Below are 15,565 nucleotides of genomic sequence, written 5' to 3'. Positions count from 1 at the left end.
TTCCGGATCCCTGGTGGCGGTGGCGGTGGGCATCTGCCTGACCGCGGGGTGGTCGGTGGCGCTCCTCACCACCGATCTCGGCGATCCGAATGCGCGCGAGCCGATCGGGTGGCGACATGGCGCGCTTGCGCTGGCCGCCGGGCTTGGCGTCTGGACCACGCACTTCGTCGCGATGCTCGCCTATCGCCCCGACCTGCTGCTCCGCTACGATGCGTTCATGACGGTGATGTCGGCGATCGTCGGCATCGCCATGGTCGGGCTGCCGATGGTGGCGATCACGCAGGCGCGGACGCGGGGGCAGCGGAGCCTGGCGGGCGCCGTCGCCGGTGGCGGAATCTGGTGCATGCATGCCGTCGGCATCACCGGCATGATGGACTGCGCGCATTTCTTTTCCTGGCCGACCAACCTCGCCGGCCTGCTGCTCGGCGCGGCGACCGTGTCGGCGTGGCAGTTCAACGCCCGCTGGTCGCGTTCGCGCCCGACCGGGTGTCTGATCTTCGCGCTCGCGGTGTGCATGACGCATTTCGTCGCGCTGTCCGGCGACGTCGTCATCGGCAGCGTCGACGAACGGCAGGGTGGCATGTTGTCGCCGGGGCTGGTTGCCGCCTGCATGGCGTTCGCCGTGTCCGTGTCGTGTCTGGGCAGCCTGCTGACTTTCGCCCGGATCAAGGCTGCGCGCGAGCAGGAGTCACGAACGTTGAAGGCGGTGCTGGAAAGCATGACCGATGGCCTCGTGTTTATCGACAAGGACGGGCGCCTGCGTCATTTCAACCACCGATTCCTCGATCTTTTCGATACGCCGGTCGAAGCGATAGCGCCGGGTCTGACGATCGACGCCTTTCTCGATGCGATTGCGCAGTATCGCGACTGGCCTGCTGAAAAGCGCGCGCTGGTAGGCGGTGCGATGAAGCAGTGGGTCGTGGCCGATACCGATTTCGACCGCGAATGCGAGATGGAAGACGGCCGGACCTATCAGATGCGGTGTCGTGCGGTGCCACGCCAGGGCATCGTCATGACCTTCACCGACGTCAGTGCGGAACGGACTGCGCTCGCCGATCTCAAGCATCTCGCCTATCACGATCCGCTGACGGGGCTGGCCAATCGTCGATCGCTGCGCGAGACGAAGGAGGCGCTGATCGCGCAGGGCACGCCGTTTTCGTTGCTGTTGATCGATCTCGACGAGTTCAAGCGGATCAACGACGCGTTCGGGCATGGCGTCGGCGACAAGCTGCTGGTGCATGTCGCGACCCAGCTGACCGGTTTGCTCCCGCACGACAGCTTCATCGCACGGATGGGTGGCGACGAGATCGCGATCATCGTGCGCGAGATGGGGGAGGCTGCGACCGCGCTGTCCGAGACGATCATGGTGCGGTTGAGCGCTCCGGTGACGGTCGAGGGCCGCCGGCTGCTGCCGAGTTGCAGCATCGGCATCTCGGGTTTTGCCGGCGATCTCTCACCGGAGGACCTGATGAAGCGCGCGGACATGGCGTTGTACGAGGCCAAGCGGCTCGGTCGTCGACGTGCGCAGGCCTATGTCCCGGGACTCGCCGAACGCCTCGCCGAGCGCCAGCACATCGTCGACGACCTGCACGAGGCCGTCCAGACCGCGGGCTTTACTCTCGCATTCCAGCCCGTCGTGCAGCTGTCGACCGGGATCACCACCGGCTACGAGGCACTGATCCGCTGGAACCACCCGACGCGCGGCTGGGTACCGCCGGCGCTGTTCATCCCGATCGCCGAGGAATGCGGCCTGATCGAGGATATCGGCCGGTGGGTGATTATGGACGCCTGTCGCCAGTTATCCGGTTGGTCGCCGCATCTCCACGTCGCGATCAACGTATCCGCCGCGCAGCTCAAGTCGGAAGCCCTCGTCCACCACCTGACGCAAGCCATTCTCATCCACGGGATCGCCGCCGAGCGAGTCGAGATCGAAATCACCGAGACCGCGTTGATCGACGATGCGGACCGGACCGCGGCGACGATCGACCGGATCCGCAGGATTGGCGTGAAGGTGGCCCTGGACGATTTCGGCACCGGCCAGTCGTCGCTCTCGCATCTGCGCGATTTCAAGTTCGACCGGATCAAGATCGATCGGAGCTTCGTGGTTCGGGCAGGCTTCGATCCCCGTTCGATGGCGGTGCTGCGCGCCATCGTTGCTGTCGGCAAGGAACTCGGCGTCCTCACGCACGCCGAGGGTGTCGAAACCAGGGACCAGCTCGACCTGTTGCGGATGATCGGCTGCGATGCCGTACAGGGCTATCTCGTCGGCCGGCCAGTTACGCCCAGCAACGAGCAGATCGAGCGGTTCGAGCGCGTCCTTCAAAAGGCTGCATCGCACCGCGAACGCCGGGGTCCGCCCCGACTGCCGGAGCAGCCCCAGCAGTTCGCCGCCTGACCTGGGGTTCAGCGTTCGGCCGATCGATCAGCCGATGTCGACCGGGTGCGTCACGATGATCGTCGGGCGGGCGGCGGCGAGATCGCGCGCGGCAAGGCCGAACGCCTTGAAGTGATCCGACGCCATGTGCTGCTGTACGGCTGCATCGTCGGCATAGAGTTCGTTGAACACGAAGCGGCGCTCGCCTTCGCCTTCCTGCCAAAGCTCGTAGTGCAGCACGCCCGGCTCGGCCCGCGATGCCGCGACGCAAATCTTTGCCGCAGCGACGAACGCGTCGTCCTGGCCCGGCTTGACGGTGACCAACGCAACTACCTTGACGGCCATGGTTTCGGTTCCTCGAACATAGATGGAGCGGCTACCCTATCGCAAACGTCATGCCGTGGCGATCAGTCCGGTCGCGGCTTGCAGGTCGACCGAGACGAGGCGGCTGACACCGCGTTCGATCATCGTGACGCCGAACAGGCGGTGCATGCGGCTCATCGTGACGGCGTTGTGCGTGACGACGAGGTAGCGCGTGTCGGTATCGCGCGACATGCGGTCGAGCAGGTCGCAGAAGCGCTCGATATTGGCGTCGTCGAGCGGCGCGTCCACCTCGTCGAGCACACAGATCGGCGCGGGATTGGTGAGGAACAGGCCGAAGATCAGCGCGACCGCGGTCAGCGCCTGCTCGCCGCCCGACAGCAGCGTCAGCGACTGGAGGCGCTTGCCGGGCGGTTGCGCCATGATCTCGAGTCCGGCTTCGAGTGGATCGTCGGAGTCTATCAGTTCCAGGTGCGCGGCGCCGCCGTCGAAGAGCGTGGTGAAGAGGCGCTGGAAATGGCCGTTCACTGCCTCGAACGCGGCGAGCAGGCGCTGGCGGCCTTCGCGGTTGAGCGTGCCGATCGAGCCGCGCAGGCGGTTGACGGCTTGGCCGAGTTCGTCGCGCTCGACCGCGTTGCCTCGCGCGGAATCTTCGAGTTCGGCGAGTTCGGTTTCGGCGACGAGGTTGACCGGGCCGATCCGCTCGCGGTCGGTGGTGAGGCGATCGTGCGTGGCGGACTCCTCGGCCGGCGCGCGGACGTCGGCGACCGAGAAGCCAAGGCGTTCGGGGAGGACGGGGGCGGGGCATTGAAAGCGTTCGCCTGAGAGGCGGCCGAGATCGAGGCGGCGCGCTTCGTGGTTTTCGACGCGGGCGATCGCGCCGGCGCGCGTTTCGCGGGCGACGGCAAGCGCTTCGGTGGCGGCGCGGTGGGCGTCGTCGGCGGTGCGGGCGGCGGTTTCCGCGGTGCGTTCGGCGGCGAGGAGCGCGTCGGCGGTTGTGCGCGCGTCTTGGTGTTCGGCGTCGAGCGTCTCGATTTCAGCGTCGAGGGCGGCGGGGCGAGCGGCGATCGCGGCGAGGTCGGTGCCGAGCGTGGTTTCGCGCGAGTCCATGGCGGCGATGCGCTTGGCGGCTTCACCCGCGCGCGCGCGCCAGCTTCGGGTGTCGGCTTCCGCTGCGGACAGGCGTTCGCGGTGGGCGGCGATGCTGCGGTCGAGCGTGGTGCGATCGGCGCGGGCCTGCGCGACGGCGGCGCGGGCGCGTTCGGCGTCGTATTGGAGCGTGGCGACCTGGCGCGCGTTGGCGGTGCCGTCGGGGACGGCGGCCATCGCGGCTTCGGCGCGGGTGCGGTCGGCGTGCGCGTCGGCGACGTCGTCGGCGATACGCTGCGCGCGGACGTCGAGGTCTGCGCGCTGGGTGGCGAGGCGTTCGAGCGCGGCGGCGGCGCGGTCCTCCTGGCGGATGGCGTCGCGCGCGGCGGTTTCGGCGCGTTGCAGGGCGGCGCGGGCGGTTTGCGACTGGCTTCGGGCTTGGGCGATCCGCTCGTCGATCGCGGCGCGGGTTCGTTCGGCGTCGTCCAGCGCCTTGGCTGCAGCGGGGCGAGCGGCCTGGAGTGCGGCGAGGCGGTTGCGGCGGACGAGGCGTTCTGCTGCCGCGGCACCGGTGCCGGTTGCGGTAAAGCCGTCCCAGCGGCGGAGTTGGCCGTCTCGGGTGACGATGCGCTGGCCGACGGCGAGGTGTTGCTGGCCATAGGTGTCGACGACGAAGACCTGCGCGAGCCGGCGGGCGAGGGCGGGGGGCGCGTCGACATGCTTTGCCAGCGGTTCGGCGTCAGCGGGCGCGGCGGGGTCGTCTTGGCGAGACTCGGCGCCCGCCCATGCGTCGAGGCCGGTGTCGAGATCGTCGCCGAGCGCGGCGGCGAGTGCGCGTTCGTAGCCGGTGCTGGCCGAGACATGGTCGAGCAGCCGATCGCGGCCGCTGCGCTGCGTTGCCTTGGTAAGCGCCGTCACTTCGCTGTCGATCGCGGCGAGGTCTGCGCGGGCGGTGGCGCGGATGGTTTCGGCGGCGTCTCGCGCGCTGGTCGCGGCGGCTTCGTCGGTGTCTGCCTGGGTGATGGCCTGGCGGGCGGACTCTGCTGCGGCGGTCGCGGCGCGTCGGGCTTCGGCGGCGGTTTCGCGCTCTGCGGCTAGCGGGGCAGGGTCGCCGAGGGCGCGGAGGGCGGCGGCGATCTGCGCGGCGTCGCGGTCGGCGCGGTCGGCGCGGGTGCGGGCTGCGGCGAGGGCTGCGCTGGCGACGCGGACTTCGGCGGCGTCGCGGGCGTGCGTGGCTAACGCCTGGGCGAGGGAGACTTCGGCGTCTCGGGCTTTGCGTTCGGTGTCGGCGAGCGCTGCGTCAAGATCGGGGATCGCGGCGGTGGCGTCGGCGATCGCGGTGTCGAGCGTCTTGGCCTCGTCGGCAAGGCGCGCGAGCGCGGCGGCGGCGTCGCTGGCGAGCGATCCTTCGCGGGCGCGGTCGTCGGCGATCCGGGCGCGGGCGTCGGTGAGGTCGGCGATCCTGCGCTCTACGCTGGCTTTTTCAGTTTTGAGCGCGGCGAGGCGGTGGGCGAGATCGCCGACCAGGTCGCGCGCGGCGAGCGCTGCGGTGCGCGCGGTGGAGACGGCTTCGATCCCGCGATGCTGGTCTGCGGCGGCTGTGCGCTCGGCTTCGGCGGTGGCGTGGACGCGGGTTTCGGCGGCGGTGGCTTCGGCCTTGGCGGCATCGGCTGCGGTAGCGGCTTCGCGCCATCGGGCGAACAATGTGCGCGCTTCTGCGACGCGGATCTGCGCGGAGATGAGGCGGTAGCGTTCGGCGGCGCGGGCCTGGCGTTTCAGCGTGGCGGCGCGCGCGTCCTGGTCGGAAATGATCTCGTCGAGCTTGGCGAGGTTGGCTTCGGTAGCGCGGAGTTTTCCCTCGGCGTCCTTGCGGCGGACGTGGAGGCCGGCGATCCCGGCGGCTTCCTCCAGCATTGCGCGGCGGTCGGCGGGTTTGGCGGCGATGACCGCGCCGATCTTGCCCTGGCTGACGAGTGCGGGCGAGTGCGCGCCGGTGGCGGCGTCGGCGAAGAGGAGGCCGACGTCCTTTGCGCGAACGTCGCGGCCGTCGATCCGGTAGGCGGAGCCGGCGCCGCGTTCGATCCGGCGGACGATCTCGCGTTCGTCACCGGCGATTTCAGCGAGGATCGAGACTTCGGCGAAGTCGCGGGGCGGGCGGGTGGCGGTGCCGGCGAAGATGACGTCTTCCATGCCGGCGCCGCGCAGGGATTTCGCGCTCGCCTCGCCCATCGTCCAGCGGAGCGCTTCGAGGAGGTTGGATTTACCGCAGCCGTTGGGGCCGACGACGCCGGTCAGGCCGGGTTCGATGCGGAGGTCGGCGGGGTCGACGAAGCTCTTGAAGCCGGTGATGCGGAGGCGCTTGATCTGCATTCTTGGCGCCCCCCGGCTGTAAGCGATGTTGGTCTGATACCAAGCCGTTGCACCTTGTGTCCCCGCGAAGGCGGGGACCCAGACTGGGCTCCCGCCTTCGCGGGAGAACAAGGGGGCGGGCTACCCGCGGGCACGCTTACCGCCCTTGCCTCCACCCCGGCGAAGGCCGGGGCCCAATTGGAGAGGTCGCGGTAACGAAGCGCTGATCTCCGTTAGCAACGTCCCCCAATTGGGCCCCGGCCTTCGCCGGGGTGGTAGTTACTGGTGGCGGGGTTAGCTTACGCCCCAGCCGCCTTCAGCGCCTTCTCCATCTGATCCCAGCTCACGACCTGATCGAGCTTCTTGTCGTTGATCAGGAACGTCGGCGTGCCAGTCACGGTACCGGCCTGCATCGCGTTCTCGGTCGGCTTGGCCATCACTTCGAGCTGCTTCTGATCCGCGAGGCAGGCGCGCGCCTTGGCTTCCGGGATCCCGCGCTGCTTGACGAAATCGATCGCGCCCATCTGTTCGGCGAGCTTGGTCGCGACGACCGTCGGCGGCTGGTTGGCGAGCGCCTTCTGCTGGTCGGGGGTCATCGCCTGGAGCTTGTCGAGGAAGGCGATCTGGTTGCCGTACATCTGCTCGAGGATCGGGAAGAACGGCGCGACGCCGCCGCACTGGCCGAGCAACGTCAGCGCCACGTCGGGCGCGCCGTGGACGAGGAAGTCGCGGAATTCGAAGCTGACCTTCCCGGTCGAGACGTACTTCTCGGTCAGCGGCTTGTACGCCTCGCGGCCGAACGCGCCGCAGGTCGGGCACGAGCGCGCGCCGTATTCGACGAGCTTGATCGGCGCGTTCGGGTTGCCCATCAGGTAACCCTCGGGGGTCTTCACGACCGTCTCGGTCCAGTTCTGGCCGGCGGGGGCTGCGGCGGCTGCTACCGGCGCGGCGGCGGGCTGGTCGACGTTACCGGTCGAGTCGTTCTTCGAGCAGGCGGCGAGCGCGAGCGGCAGGACGGCGAGCGTGGTCAGGAACTTCATCGGGTTACTCCAGTGGATCACGAGAATTAACGGGCGCCGGCCTTGCGGAGCGCGGGTTCGAGCTGTTCCCAGCCGACATGCGGGACGAGTCTGCCGTTGAGGTAGAAGGTCGGCGTCGAGTCGATCTCCTTCGGCGCGTCGGCGGTCAGTTTGACGATGCGGTCGATCTCGGGCTGGTTGGCGAAGCATGCGTTGATCGCCGCGTCCGAGAGCCCGCGCGCCTTGACGAACGCGGTCAGGCCGGAGCCGTCGGCGTTGGCGCGGATCTGGGCGGCGGCGGGGTACATGTTCAGGCGCGCGGCGTTGCCTTGCTGGTATTCGATCCCGCGCTCGAGCCATTGCGGCTGTGCGGCGAAGATCGCGGACGAGGTGGCGGAGAAGCCTTTCGGGCCGGTGCAGCGCGCGAGGATCGCTGCTGCAAGGTCGAGTCGGTCGCGGATGAAGTGGCGAAATTCGAGGCTGGTCGAGCCGGACGCGATCATCTGGCGCTTGAGCACGGGTTCGGACTTCACCGAGAAGTCGGCGCAGTGCGAGCAGGTGTAGCTGGCATATTCGACCAGCTTCACGCGCGCGGCGGGGTTGCCGATCAAATACGCGCCCGAGGGGAGGATGCGCGCGGTTTGCGACCAGTCGCGCTTGGGCGCGGCGCCGGTCAGGAGGAAGAGGGCGAAGACGGCAAGCAAGACGCGCATCAGTTGATCCTGGGAAGGCCGTGCGTCGAGGCGACGCCGGCGGCGAGGGATTCGAGGACGGCGCGCAGTTCCGGATCGGCGATGCCCTTCAGGCTCATACCGAGATCGACGGGGACCGGGCGGATCGAAGGCGGGGCCTTCCGCGGGACGGGGGCGGCGACCTCGCCCTGGCGGATCGCGACCTTCACGATCGCGGCATAGCCGAAGAAGCGGTTCACGCGCTCGATGATCTCGGGCGCGATGTGCTGCATCATCGGAGCGTGCGCGCCGCGGACGGTAAGCGTGAGGACGCCGTCCTGCTTCTTGCCGACCGGGAAGCGGATCGATTCGGGAATGCTCGCGCCGGCCAATTTCGCGCCGACGATCTCGGGCCAGCGGCTGACGATCGACGACTGGACGAAGCCGAATCGCCGGAATGCCGCGCCGCCGATCGCGGGCAACAGCTCGGCGACGGCGCGCGAGCGGTTCTCGCGCGGGGCGTCGGGATCGGTCTTGCCTTTCATGCGCCCTGACGCAGACTTGGTCGTCGCCGGCTTGGGCGTCGCAGATTTAGGCACAGAAACGGGCGGCTTGCTCATCTGCGAACCCATGCCATAGGCGACGCGTGAACGCCAAGCGCTCTTCGGTCTCCGGGGCCCTGCTCGACTGGTATGACGCGCATCGCCGCGACCTGCCGTGGCGCGCGAAGCCGGGCGAGACGGTCGATCCGTACCGGGTGTGGCTGTCCGAGGTGATGTTGCAGCAGACGACGGTGGCCGCGGTGACGCCGCGGTTCCTCGCGTGGACCGCGCGGTGGCCGGATTTCGCGAGTCTGGCGGCGGCGGACGATGCCGATGTGATGGCGGCTTGGGCGGGGCTTGGATATTACGCGCGGGCACGCAATTTGGTGAAGGCGGCGAAGGCCGTGGTCGCCGAGCATGGCGGCGTGTTTCCGCGGACCGAGGTGGAGTTGCGCGCTTTGCCGGGGCTTGGCGCCTACACGGCGGCGGCGGTGGCGGCGATCGCGTTTGGCGAGCGTGCAGTGGTAGTCGATGCGAATGTCGAGAGGGTGGTCGCGCGGCTGTTCGCGATCGAGACGCCTTTGCCGGCCGCGCGCCCTGCGATTCGGGTCGCGGCGGACTCGATCACGCCGGACGCTCGCGCGGGGGATTTCGCGCAGGCGATGATGGATCTGGGGTCGGGTATCTGCACGACGCGCGCACCGAAGTGCTTGTTGTGTCCGATCCGCGCGTTTTGCGAAGGCTTCAAGCAGGGCGCGCCCGAGCGTTTGCCGGTGAAGGCCAAGAAGGCGGCCAAGCCTCAGCGGTACGGGACGATCTTCTGGCTGGAGCGCGACGGGCAGGTGTTGCTGGTGCGGCGGCCGGACAAGGGGCTTCTCGGCGGGATGCGCGCGTTTCCGACCGGGCCCTGGGGTGATGTTGCGCCCGGTTTCGAGGATGCGCCGGCGCAGGCGGACTGGCGGATGCTGGACGTAACCGTGGCGCATGGATTTACGCATTTCGATCTGCAACTGACGCTTGCGGTGGCGACGGTCGAGGCGCATCAACCGCGCGTTCCAACGGCAAGCGAATGGTGGCCGATCGACGAGCTGGATACCGCCGGGCTCCCGACCGTTTTCGCCAAGGCCGGCAAGACCATACGGAGAGCTGCATGAAACTGGTGCACTGGATTTCGACTGGCGGACTTGCCGCGCTGGCCGCCGCCACGGCCTATGCCCAGCAGGCGCAACCGCGGCCGCAACCTTCGCCGCAGGCTCGGCCGACGCCGCGGATGACAATCCCGGTCAAGGCGCTGCTGCCTGCCACGTCCGCATTGTTCGACAGCTATGTCGCGCAGAACAAGATGCCAGGGATCGTCGGTGCGTTTGGGGCTGGCGACGGTCCGACGCTGTTCCCGTCGGCGGGCAAGATCAGTGACGATCCAAACGCGCCCGCTGCCGGCCCCGACTCGCTCTGGCGTGTGTATTCGATGAGCAAGCCGATCACCGGCATGTCGGCGATGATGCTGGTGGAGGACGGCAAGCTCAACCTCGACGATCCGGTCAGCAAATACATCCCGGCGTTCAAGGACATGAAGGTGGCGACCAGCCCCGACACGTCGCTCGCCACGCGGCCTGCCGTGCGGCCGATCACGATCCGCAACCTGCTGACGCATACCGCCGGGCTTGGTTACACGATCATCACCAAGGGGCCGCTGCTCAAGGAGTATGAGCGGCTCGGCATCCTGCCGCTGTCGGTCAGCGCGGCGATGGAAGAGAAGATGCGGCCCGTCCGGCCGAAGTCGCTGGAGGAATTCGCCAACCGCGTCGCGACGCTGCCGTTGATCGCGGATCCCGGCACCAAGTGGAGCTATTCGATCGGGCTCGACGTGATGGGTCGGGTGATCGAGGTTGCGAGCGGCATGAGCTTCGAGCGGTTCGTGCAGACTCGGCTGTTCGATCCGCTGAAGATGCGGTCGAGCTTCTGGCAGGTGCCGCAGAGCGAGGTCGGGTGGCTTGCGACGAACTATGCGTTTATCGGCGATACGCGGACGCCGCTCGATCCAGCGGCGACGTCGGTCTTCCTGCAGAAGCCTAGCTTCCCATATGGCGGTGCCGGGCTGGTGATGTCGGCGCGCGATTACGATCGGTTCCTGCACATGATCCAGGACGGCGGCATGCTCGACGGCGTGCGCGTGATGAAGCCTGAGACGATCGCGCTGGCGACGTCGAACCTGTTGCCGGCGGGCGTCGTGTTCGGCGGAGTCGGTGGCGGCACCGGGGGTACGCAGGGGAGCAACATGGGCTTCGGCGCGGGCGGCTCCGTGGTGCTCGCGGATACGCCGAACGGGCCTGGCAAGGGCACCTATGCCTGGGGTGGTGCGGCGGGCACGATCGCGTGGGTCGATCCTTCGAAGCATTCGCGCGGCAACGTGATGGTCAATTACTTCCCGGCGGACCGGATACCGCTGCGCCAGCAGGTGGTCGCGGCGCTGATGCAGGACGCGGCGAGGTTGCGCCGATGAGCGTGATGGACGCACCGGGTTTTACCGGTGGGACGCTCGACCGGTCCGATGCTTTGCGCCACGATCCGGAAGGGCTGGCGGCGGCGCAGCGCGATTGGCGTGCGCGCCTGCTGGTGCTCGACGGGTTGTTGCCGGGCACGACCGACGACGGACACCTGGCATGGACGTCGATGGCGGACATGCCCGACGATGCCAAGCCTATCCTGCTTGGGCTCGACGAGAGCGGGCGGCCGCATTTCGCGGCGTTGCTGGCGGGCATGCGCGTCGACAACGCGCCGGCAATGCGGTCGCCCGCGCTGATGGCGGTGCTGGCTGCGCTCGCGCCGGGCGACGCGGCGACGTACGCTGGCGCGCGGAGTGTGATCGACTGGCATGTCCGGCATGGCTTCTGCGCGAAGTGCGGATCGCCGACCGAGATGTTCCGGGCGGGGTGGGCACGGAAGTGTCCGAACTGCGGGACCGAGCATTTCCCGCGCGTCGATCCGGTGGTCATCATGATCGCCGAGCATGATGGTCGTGCGCTGCTCGGGCGCGGCAAGGGATGGCCGCCGGGGCGGTATTCCGCGCTTGCCGGTTTCGTGGAGCCGGCCGAGTCGATCGAGGAGGCGGTTGCGCGCGAGATCCTCGAGGAGTCGGGGGTTCGGGTCGGCAAGGTGCGGTATGTCGCGAGCCAGCCCTGGCCGTTTCCGTCTTCGCTGATGATGGCGTGCGTCGCGGAGGCGGAGGACGATGCGATCACGCTCGATGTGAACGAGCTCGAGGATGCGATGTGGGTGCCGCGCGAGATGGTGCGTGCGGTGCTGCGTGGTGAGGAGGGGCCGTTCGTCGCGCCGCCGCCTTATGCGATTGCGTATACGCTGCTGAGGGAATGGGCGGGGGAGTAGGGCGCGACCCGCCGGCATGAACCACCCCGGCGGAGGCCGGGGTCCAATTGGAGAGGTCGCAGTAACGACGTGCTGTCCTCCGTTACCATCGTTCCCCAATTGGGCCCCAGCCTTCGCCGGGGTGGTGGTAATGGGTGGCTCGCGCCCGACTTACGCAGCGATCTCCAATTCCTGCATCACATCCGCGGTGATCGACAGGCTCCGCTTGCGCGCCTCGTGGTCGTAGATCGCGCTGGTCACCATGACCTCGTCGACGCCGGTCCGCTCGACGAATGCAGCGATGCCGCGTGCGACCTTGGCCGGGCTGCCGACCGCCGAGCATTGCAGGACGTGGTCGAGAATCTGGTTGCCCTGCGCGCCGAGCGACTCGCGATAGCCTGCGAGGGGCGGCTTCATCTGGCCTGGGTTGCCGGTGCGCAACGCGACGAACGACTGCTGCTGCGAAGTAGCGAGCAGTTCGGCTTCCGCGTCGGTCTCGGCTGCGAACACGTTGAAGCCTGCCATGACGTGCGGCTTCGCAAGCCGTGCCGACGGGCGGAAATCGCGACGGTAGATCGCGAGCGCCGCATCGAGCGCATCGGGTGCGAAGTGCGAGGCGAACGCGTAGGGCAGGCCTAGTGCCGCCGCCAACTGCGCGCCAAACGTGCTGGAGCCTAGTATCCACATCTCGACGTCCGCGCCTGCGCCCGGGGTCGCGACGATGCCGGTTTGGCCATCGTTGGCGAAGTAGCTCTGGAGCTCCATGACGTCCTGCGGGAAGGCGTTGGCATCGGTCTCCAGCGTGCGGCGCATGGCGCGGGCGACGCGCTGGTCGGAACCGGGTGCGCGGCCGAGGCCGAGATCGATGCGCCCGGGGAACAGCGCGTCGAGCGTGCCGAACTGCTCGGCGATTGTCAGCGGCGCGTGGTTGGGGAGCATGATGCCGCCCGAGCCTACGCGGATCGTCTTCGTGGCGGCGGCGATGTGCGCGATCACGACGGCGGTCGCGGCCGATGCGATGCCGGTCATGCCGTGATGTTCGGCCACCCAGTAGCGCTGGAACCCGACGCTCTCGGCATGCCGCGCGAGGTCGGCCGCGTTGGCCAGCGATTGGGAGACGGTGCCGCCTTCGATGACGGGGACCAGATCGAGCAGGGAATAGCGTGTCATGCAGCAGAGATAGGTACCGAGCGGTAGCTTATCCAGCCCTTATGCGCCCGTCGCACAGTGCAAAGGCACCGTCGCCTTGCCCCGATCGGCTGCGGTGCCTAGAGGTTCGCGCGATGCTTGCCCGCCTTGACCATGTCCGCAACTGGATCTTCGATCTCGACAACACGCTGTATCCGGCGAGTGCGGACCTGTTCGCACAGGTCGACGCGCGGATGACCGGGTTTATCCAGGATCTGCTGGGGCTCGAGCATGACGAGGCGCGGCGCGTGCAGAAGGGGTATTTCCACAATCACGGCACGACGCTGTCGGGGTTGATGACCGAGCACCATGTCGATCCGCACGCGTTCCTGGCACATGTCCACGACATCGAGATGGACGTGCTGGAGCACGACGCGCCGCTGGTCGCCGCGATCGCCAAGCTGCCAGGGCGCAAGCTCGTCTTCACCAACGGCGACACGCCGTATGCGACGCGAATCCTTGACCGGCTGGGCTTGGGGGCGAGCTTCGAGGCGATCCACGATATTCATGCGATGGACCTGATGCCCAAGCCGCATGCGTCGGCCTATGCGGGCTTTTGCGCGGCGTTCGACATCGATCCGCGGGAGTCGTTGTTCGCGGACGACATGGCGCGCAACCTGACGCCGGCCAAGGCGATCGGGATGACGACCGTGTGGATCGACAACGGCTCCGAGCAATCGCCCGACATCGCGCGCGATCATATCGATTTTACCGTGCCGGTGCTTGCGCCGTGGCTCGAAACCATCCTGGAGACATCATGACCTTGCAGACCATCATCGACGCCGCCTGGGACGATCGCGCAAATCTCGGCCTGGATACCAAGGGCGAGGTTCGCGACGCGGTCGAGTCCGCGCTGGCGATGCTGGATGCGGGGACGGCGCGCGTCGCCGAGCCGACCGCAGATGGCTGGCAGGTCAACCAGTGGCTCAAGAAGGCGGTGCTGCTCTCGTTCCGGCTTAACGACAACGTCGTGATCGACGGTGGTTCGGCCGGTGCGCCTGCGTTTGACAAGGTGCCGTCGAAGTTCGCCGGCTGGGGCGATGCGGAGTTCCGCTCGGCAGGCATCCGCGTCGTTCCGGGTGCGGTCGCTCGCCGCGGCAGCTTCATCGCCAAGGGCGCGATCCTGATGCCGAGCTTCGTCAACATCGGCGCGTATGTCGGTGAGGGCACGATGGTCGACGCCTGGGCGACGGTCGGGTCGTGCGCGCAGATCGGCAGGAACGTGCACCTGTCGGGCGGCGCCGGCATCGGCGGCGTGCTCGAGCCGTTGCAGGCGGATCCGGTCATCATCGGTGATGGCGCGTTCATCGGTGCGCGTGCCGAAGTCGCCGAGGGCGTCCGCGTCGGCGAGGGGGCCGTACTGTCGATGGGCGTGTATCTGGGTGCCTCAACCAAGATCATCGACCGCGCGACCGGTGAAGTGTTCAAGGGCGAAGTGCCGCCGTATGCGGTGGTCGTGCCGGGCTCGATCGGCGGCGGAGACGGCAAGCCGGCGCTGTATTGCGCGGTGATCGTCAAGCGGGTCGATGCGCAAACTCGTTCCAAAACCTCGATCAACGACCTGCTGAGGGACTGATCGGGTCGACAACCGGATGGGCGCTGCCTATCCGGGACGAAACATACCTAGGAGAAATATTTTGACCGCTGCCGCCAGTCAGGTTCTCGACCGCGTCCTCGTCCTCGAAATGGTCCGCGTGACCGAAGCTGCGGCGATCGCTGCGTCCACGCTCGTCGGGCGCGGCGACGAGAAGGCAGCGGATGCAGCGGCGGTCGAGGCGATGCGCGAGGCGCTCAACTCGCTGTACATGGACGGCACCGTGGTGATCGGCGAAGGCGAGCGCGACGAGGCCCCGATGCTGTTCATCGGCGAGAAGGTGGGCTCGGCGATCGGCAAGGGCCCGAAGATCGACATCGCGCTCGATCCCCTCGAAGGCACGACGATCTGCGCGACTGCGGGGCCGAACAGCCTTGCCGTGCTGGCAATCGCCGAAGAGGGCGGGCTGCTCAACGCGCCCGACGTCTACATGGACAAGATCGCGGTCGGGCCGGGCTATCCCGAGGGCATCATCGATCTCGACAAGACGCCGACCGAGAACATCAACGCCGTCGCCGCCGCCAAGGGCGTGCCGGCGCGCGACCTGATCGTGTGCGTGCTCGATCGTCCGCGTCACGAGGCGCTGATCGCCGAACTGCGCCAAGTCGGCTGCGGGATCATGCTGATCGGTGACGGCGATGTCGCCGGCGTGATTGCGACGTCCGATCCAGAGACCACGGTCGACGTGTATATGGGTTCGGGCGGCGCGCCAGAGGGCGTGCTGGCGTGCGCGGCGCTGCGCTGCGTCGGTGGGCAGTTCAAGGGGCGGTTGCTGTTCCGCAACGACGACGAGCGTGGGCGCGCTGCGAAGTGGGGGATTACCGACCTCGACAAGCAGTACGATCTGTCCGAGCTGGCCAAGGGCGACTGCATCTTCGCGGCGACCGGGGTTACCGATGGCTCGTTGCTGGCGGGCGTGAAGCGGAAGAAGGGCAAGATGACGACGGAGAGCGTTGTGATGCGGGCTTCTTCGGGGACCGTGCGGTGGGTCAAGGGTGAGCATCGGACTGATTGATTTGATACTGCGCCGACCGGCAACTTAGCACCTCCCC

At 68.0% G+C, this 15,565-nt stretch carries 13 protein-coding genes; 7 read left to right on the top strand and 6 right to left on the bottom strand.

Annotated features, from left to right (window positions below):
- Positions 1-13 precede the first annotated feature (13 nt).
- Positions 14-2,395: a bifunctional diguanylate cyclase/phosphodiesterase gene (locus tag O6W96_RS08325; protein WP_353469104.1), complete on the top strand. Its 2,382-nt coding sequence runs from the start codon at positions 14-16 to the stop codon at positions 2,393-2,395.
- Positions 2,396-2,422: 27 nt separating this feature from the next.
- Here the strand turns inward: O6W96_RS08325 and O6W96_RS08320 are convergent, their stop codons facing one another.
- The 5 genes from O6W96_RS08320 to O6W96_RS08300 form a co-directional block, all read right to left on the bottom strand.
- Positions 2,423-2,719, bottom strand: a complete 297-nt coding sequence (locus O6W96_RS08320) for a putative quinol monooxygenase (RefSeq protein WP_353469103.1) — start codon at positions 2,717-2,719, stop codon at positions 2,423-2,425.
- Between the two features lie 48 nt (positions 2,720-2,767).
- Positions 2,768-6,154, bottom strand: a complete 3,387-nt coding sequence (locus O6W96_RS08315; protein WP_353469102.1) for a chromosome segregation SMC family protein — start codon at positions 6,152-6,154, stop codon at positions 2,768-2,770.
- A 278-nt stretch (positions 6,155-6,432) separates the two neighbouring features.
- Positions 6,433-7,173 carry a thioredoxin domain-containing protein gene (locus O6W96_RS08310; RefSeq protein ID WP_056051660.1) on the bottom strand — a complete coding sequence of 247 codons (741 nt, stop codon included), beginning with the start codon at positions 7,171-7,173 and terminating at the stop codon, positions 6,433-6,435.
- A gap of 26 nt (positions 7,174-7,199) precedes the next feature.
- Positions 7,200-7,865, bottom strand: coding sequence for a thioredoxin domain-containing protein (locus tag O6W96_RS08305; RefSeq protein WP_353469101.1), 666 nt, complete (start codon positions 7,863-7,865; stop codon positions 7,200-7,202).
- Positions 7,865-8,443, bottom strand: a complete 579-nt coding sequence (locus O6W96_RS08300; protein ID WP_435372198.1) for a DUF721 domain-containing protein — start codon at positions 8,441-8,443, stop codon at positions 7,865-7,867. Before O6W96_RS08300 ends, O6W96_RS08305 begins: the two co-directional genes overlap by 1 nt.
- A gap of 26 nt (positions 8,444-8,469) precedes the next feature.
- Here O6W96_RS08300 and mutY point away from each other — a divergent pair, with 26 nt between their 5' ends.
- From mutY to nudC, 3 genes are read left to right on the top strand one after another with little or no spacing between them, the layout of a single operon-like run.
- Positions 8,470-9,519 (top strand): A/G-specific adenine glycosylase, encoded by a 1,050-nt coding sequence (gene mutY, locus O6W96_RS08295; RefSeq protein ID WP_353469100.1) that lies wholly within the window; start codon positions 8,470-8,472, stop codon positions 9,517-9,519.
- A complete protein-coding gene (locus O6W96_RS08290) occupies positions 9,516-10,868 on the top strand; it encodes a serine hydrolase domain-containing protein (RefSeq protein WP_353469099.1) in 1,353 nt (450 codons plus the stop codon). The genes mutY and O6W96_RS08290 overlap by 4 nt, the downstream gene beginning before the upstream one ends.
- A gap of 5 nt (positions 10,869-10,873) precedes the next feature.
- Positions 10,874-11,752 carry an NAD(+) diphosphatase gene (gene nudC, locus O6W96_RS08285; RefSeq protein WP_353469386.1) on the top strand — a complete coding sequence of 293 codons (879 nt, stop codon included), beginning with the start codon at positions 10,874-10,876 and terminating at the stop codon, positions 11,750-11,752.
- A 150-nt stretch (positions 11,753-11,902) separates the two neighbouring features.
- Here the strand turns inward: nudC and O6W96_RS08280 are convergent, their stop codons facing one another.
- The gene (locus O6W96_RS08280) at positions 11,903-12,901 is read right to left on the bottom strand and encodes an LLM class flavin-dependent oxidoreductase (protein ID WP_353469098.1); all 999 of its coding nucleotides are present in this window, start codon (positions 12,899-12,901) and stop codon (positions 11,903-11,905) included.
- A 113-nt stretch (positions 12,902-13,014) separates the two neighbouring features.
- Here O6W96_RS08280 and O6W96_RS08275 point away from each other — a divergent pair, with 113 nt between their 5' ends.
- From O6W96_RS08275 to glpX, 3 genes are all read left to right on the top strand, one after another.
- A complete protein-coding gene (locus O6W96_RS08275) occupies positions 13,015-13,680 on the top strand; it encodes a pyrimidine 5'-nucleotidase (protein WP_353469097.1) in 666 nt (221 codons plus the stop codon).
- A complete protein-coding gene (gene dapD / locus O6W96_RS08270; RefSeq protein ID WP_353469096.1) occupies positions 13,677-14,495 on the top strand; it encodes a 2,3,4,5-tetrahydropyridine-2,6-dicarboxylate N-succinyltransferase in 819 nt (272 codons plus the stop codon). The genes O6W96_RS08275 and dapD overlap by 4 nt, the downstream gene beginning before the upstream one ends.
- Before the next feature lie 61 nt (positions 14,496-14,556).
- Positions 14,557-15,528, top strand: coding sequence for a class II fructose-bisphosphatase (glpX, locus tag O6W96_RS08265; RefSeq protein ID WP_056065803.1), 972 nt, complete (start codon positions 14,557-14,559; stop codon positions 15,526-15,528).
- The last annotated feature ends 37 nt before the right edge of the window (positions 15,529-15,565 follow it).

The sequence above is a fragment of the Sphingomonas faeni genome (assembly GCF_040407495.1).
GTDB classification, from domain to species: Bacteria; Pseudomonadota; Alphaproteobacteria; order Sphingomonadales; family Sphingomonadaceae; genus Sphingomonas; species Sphingomonas faeni_D.
The sequence above is the reverse complement of the archived record's forward strand: the minus strand, read 5'-3'. Positions and strand labels throughout refer to the sequence as shown.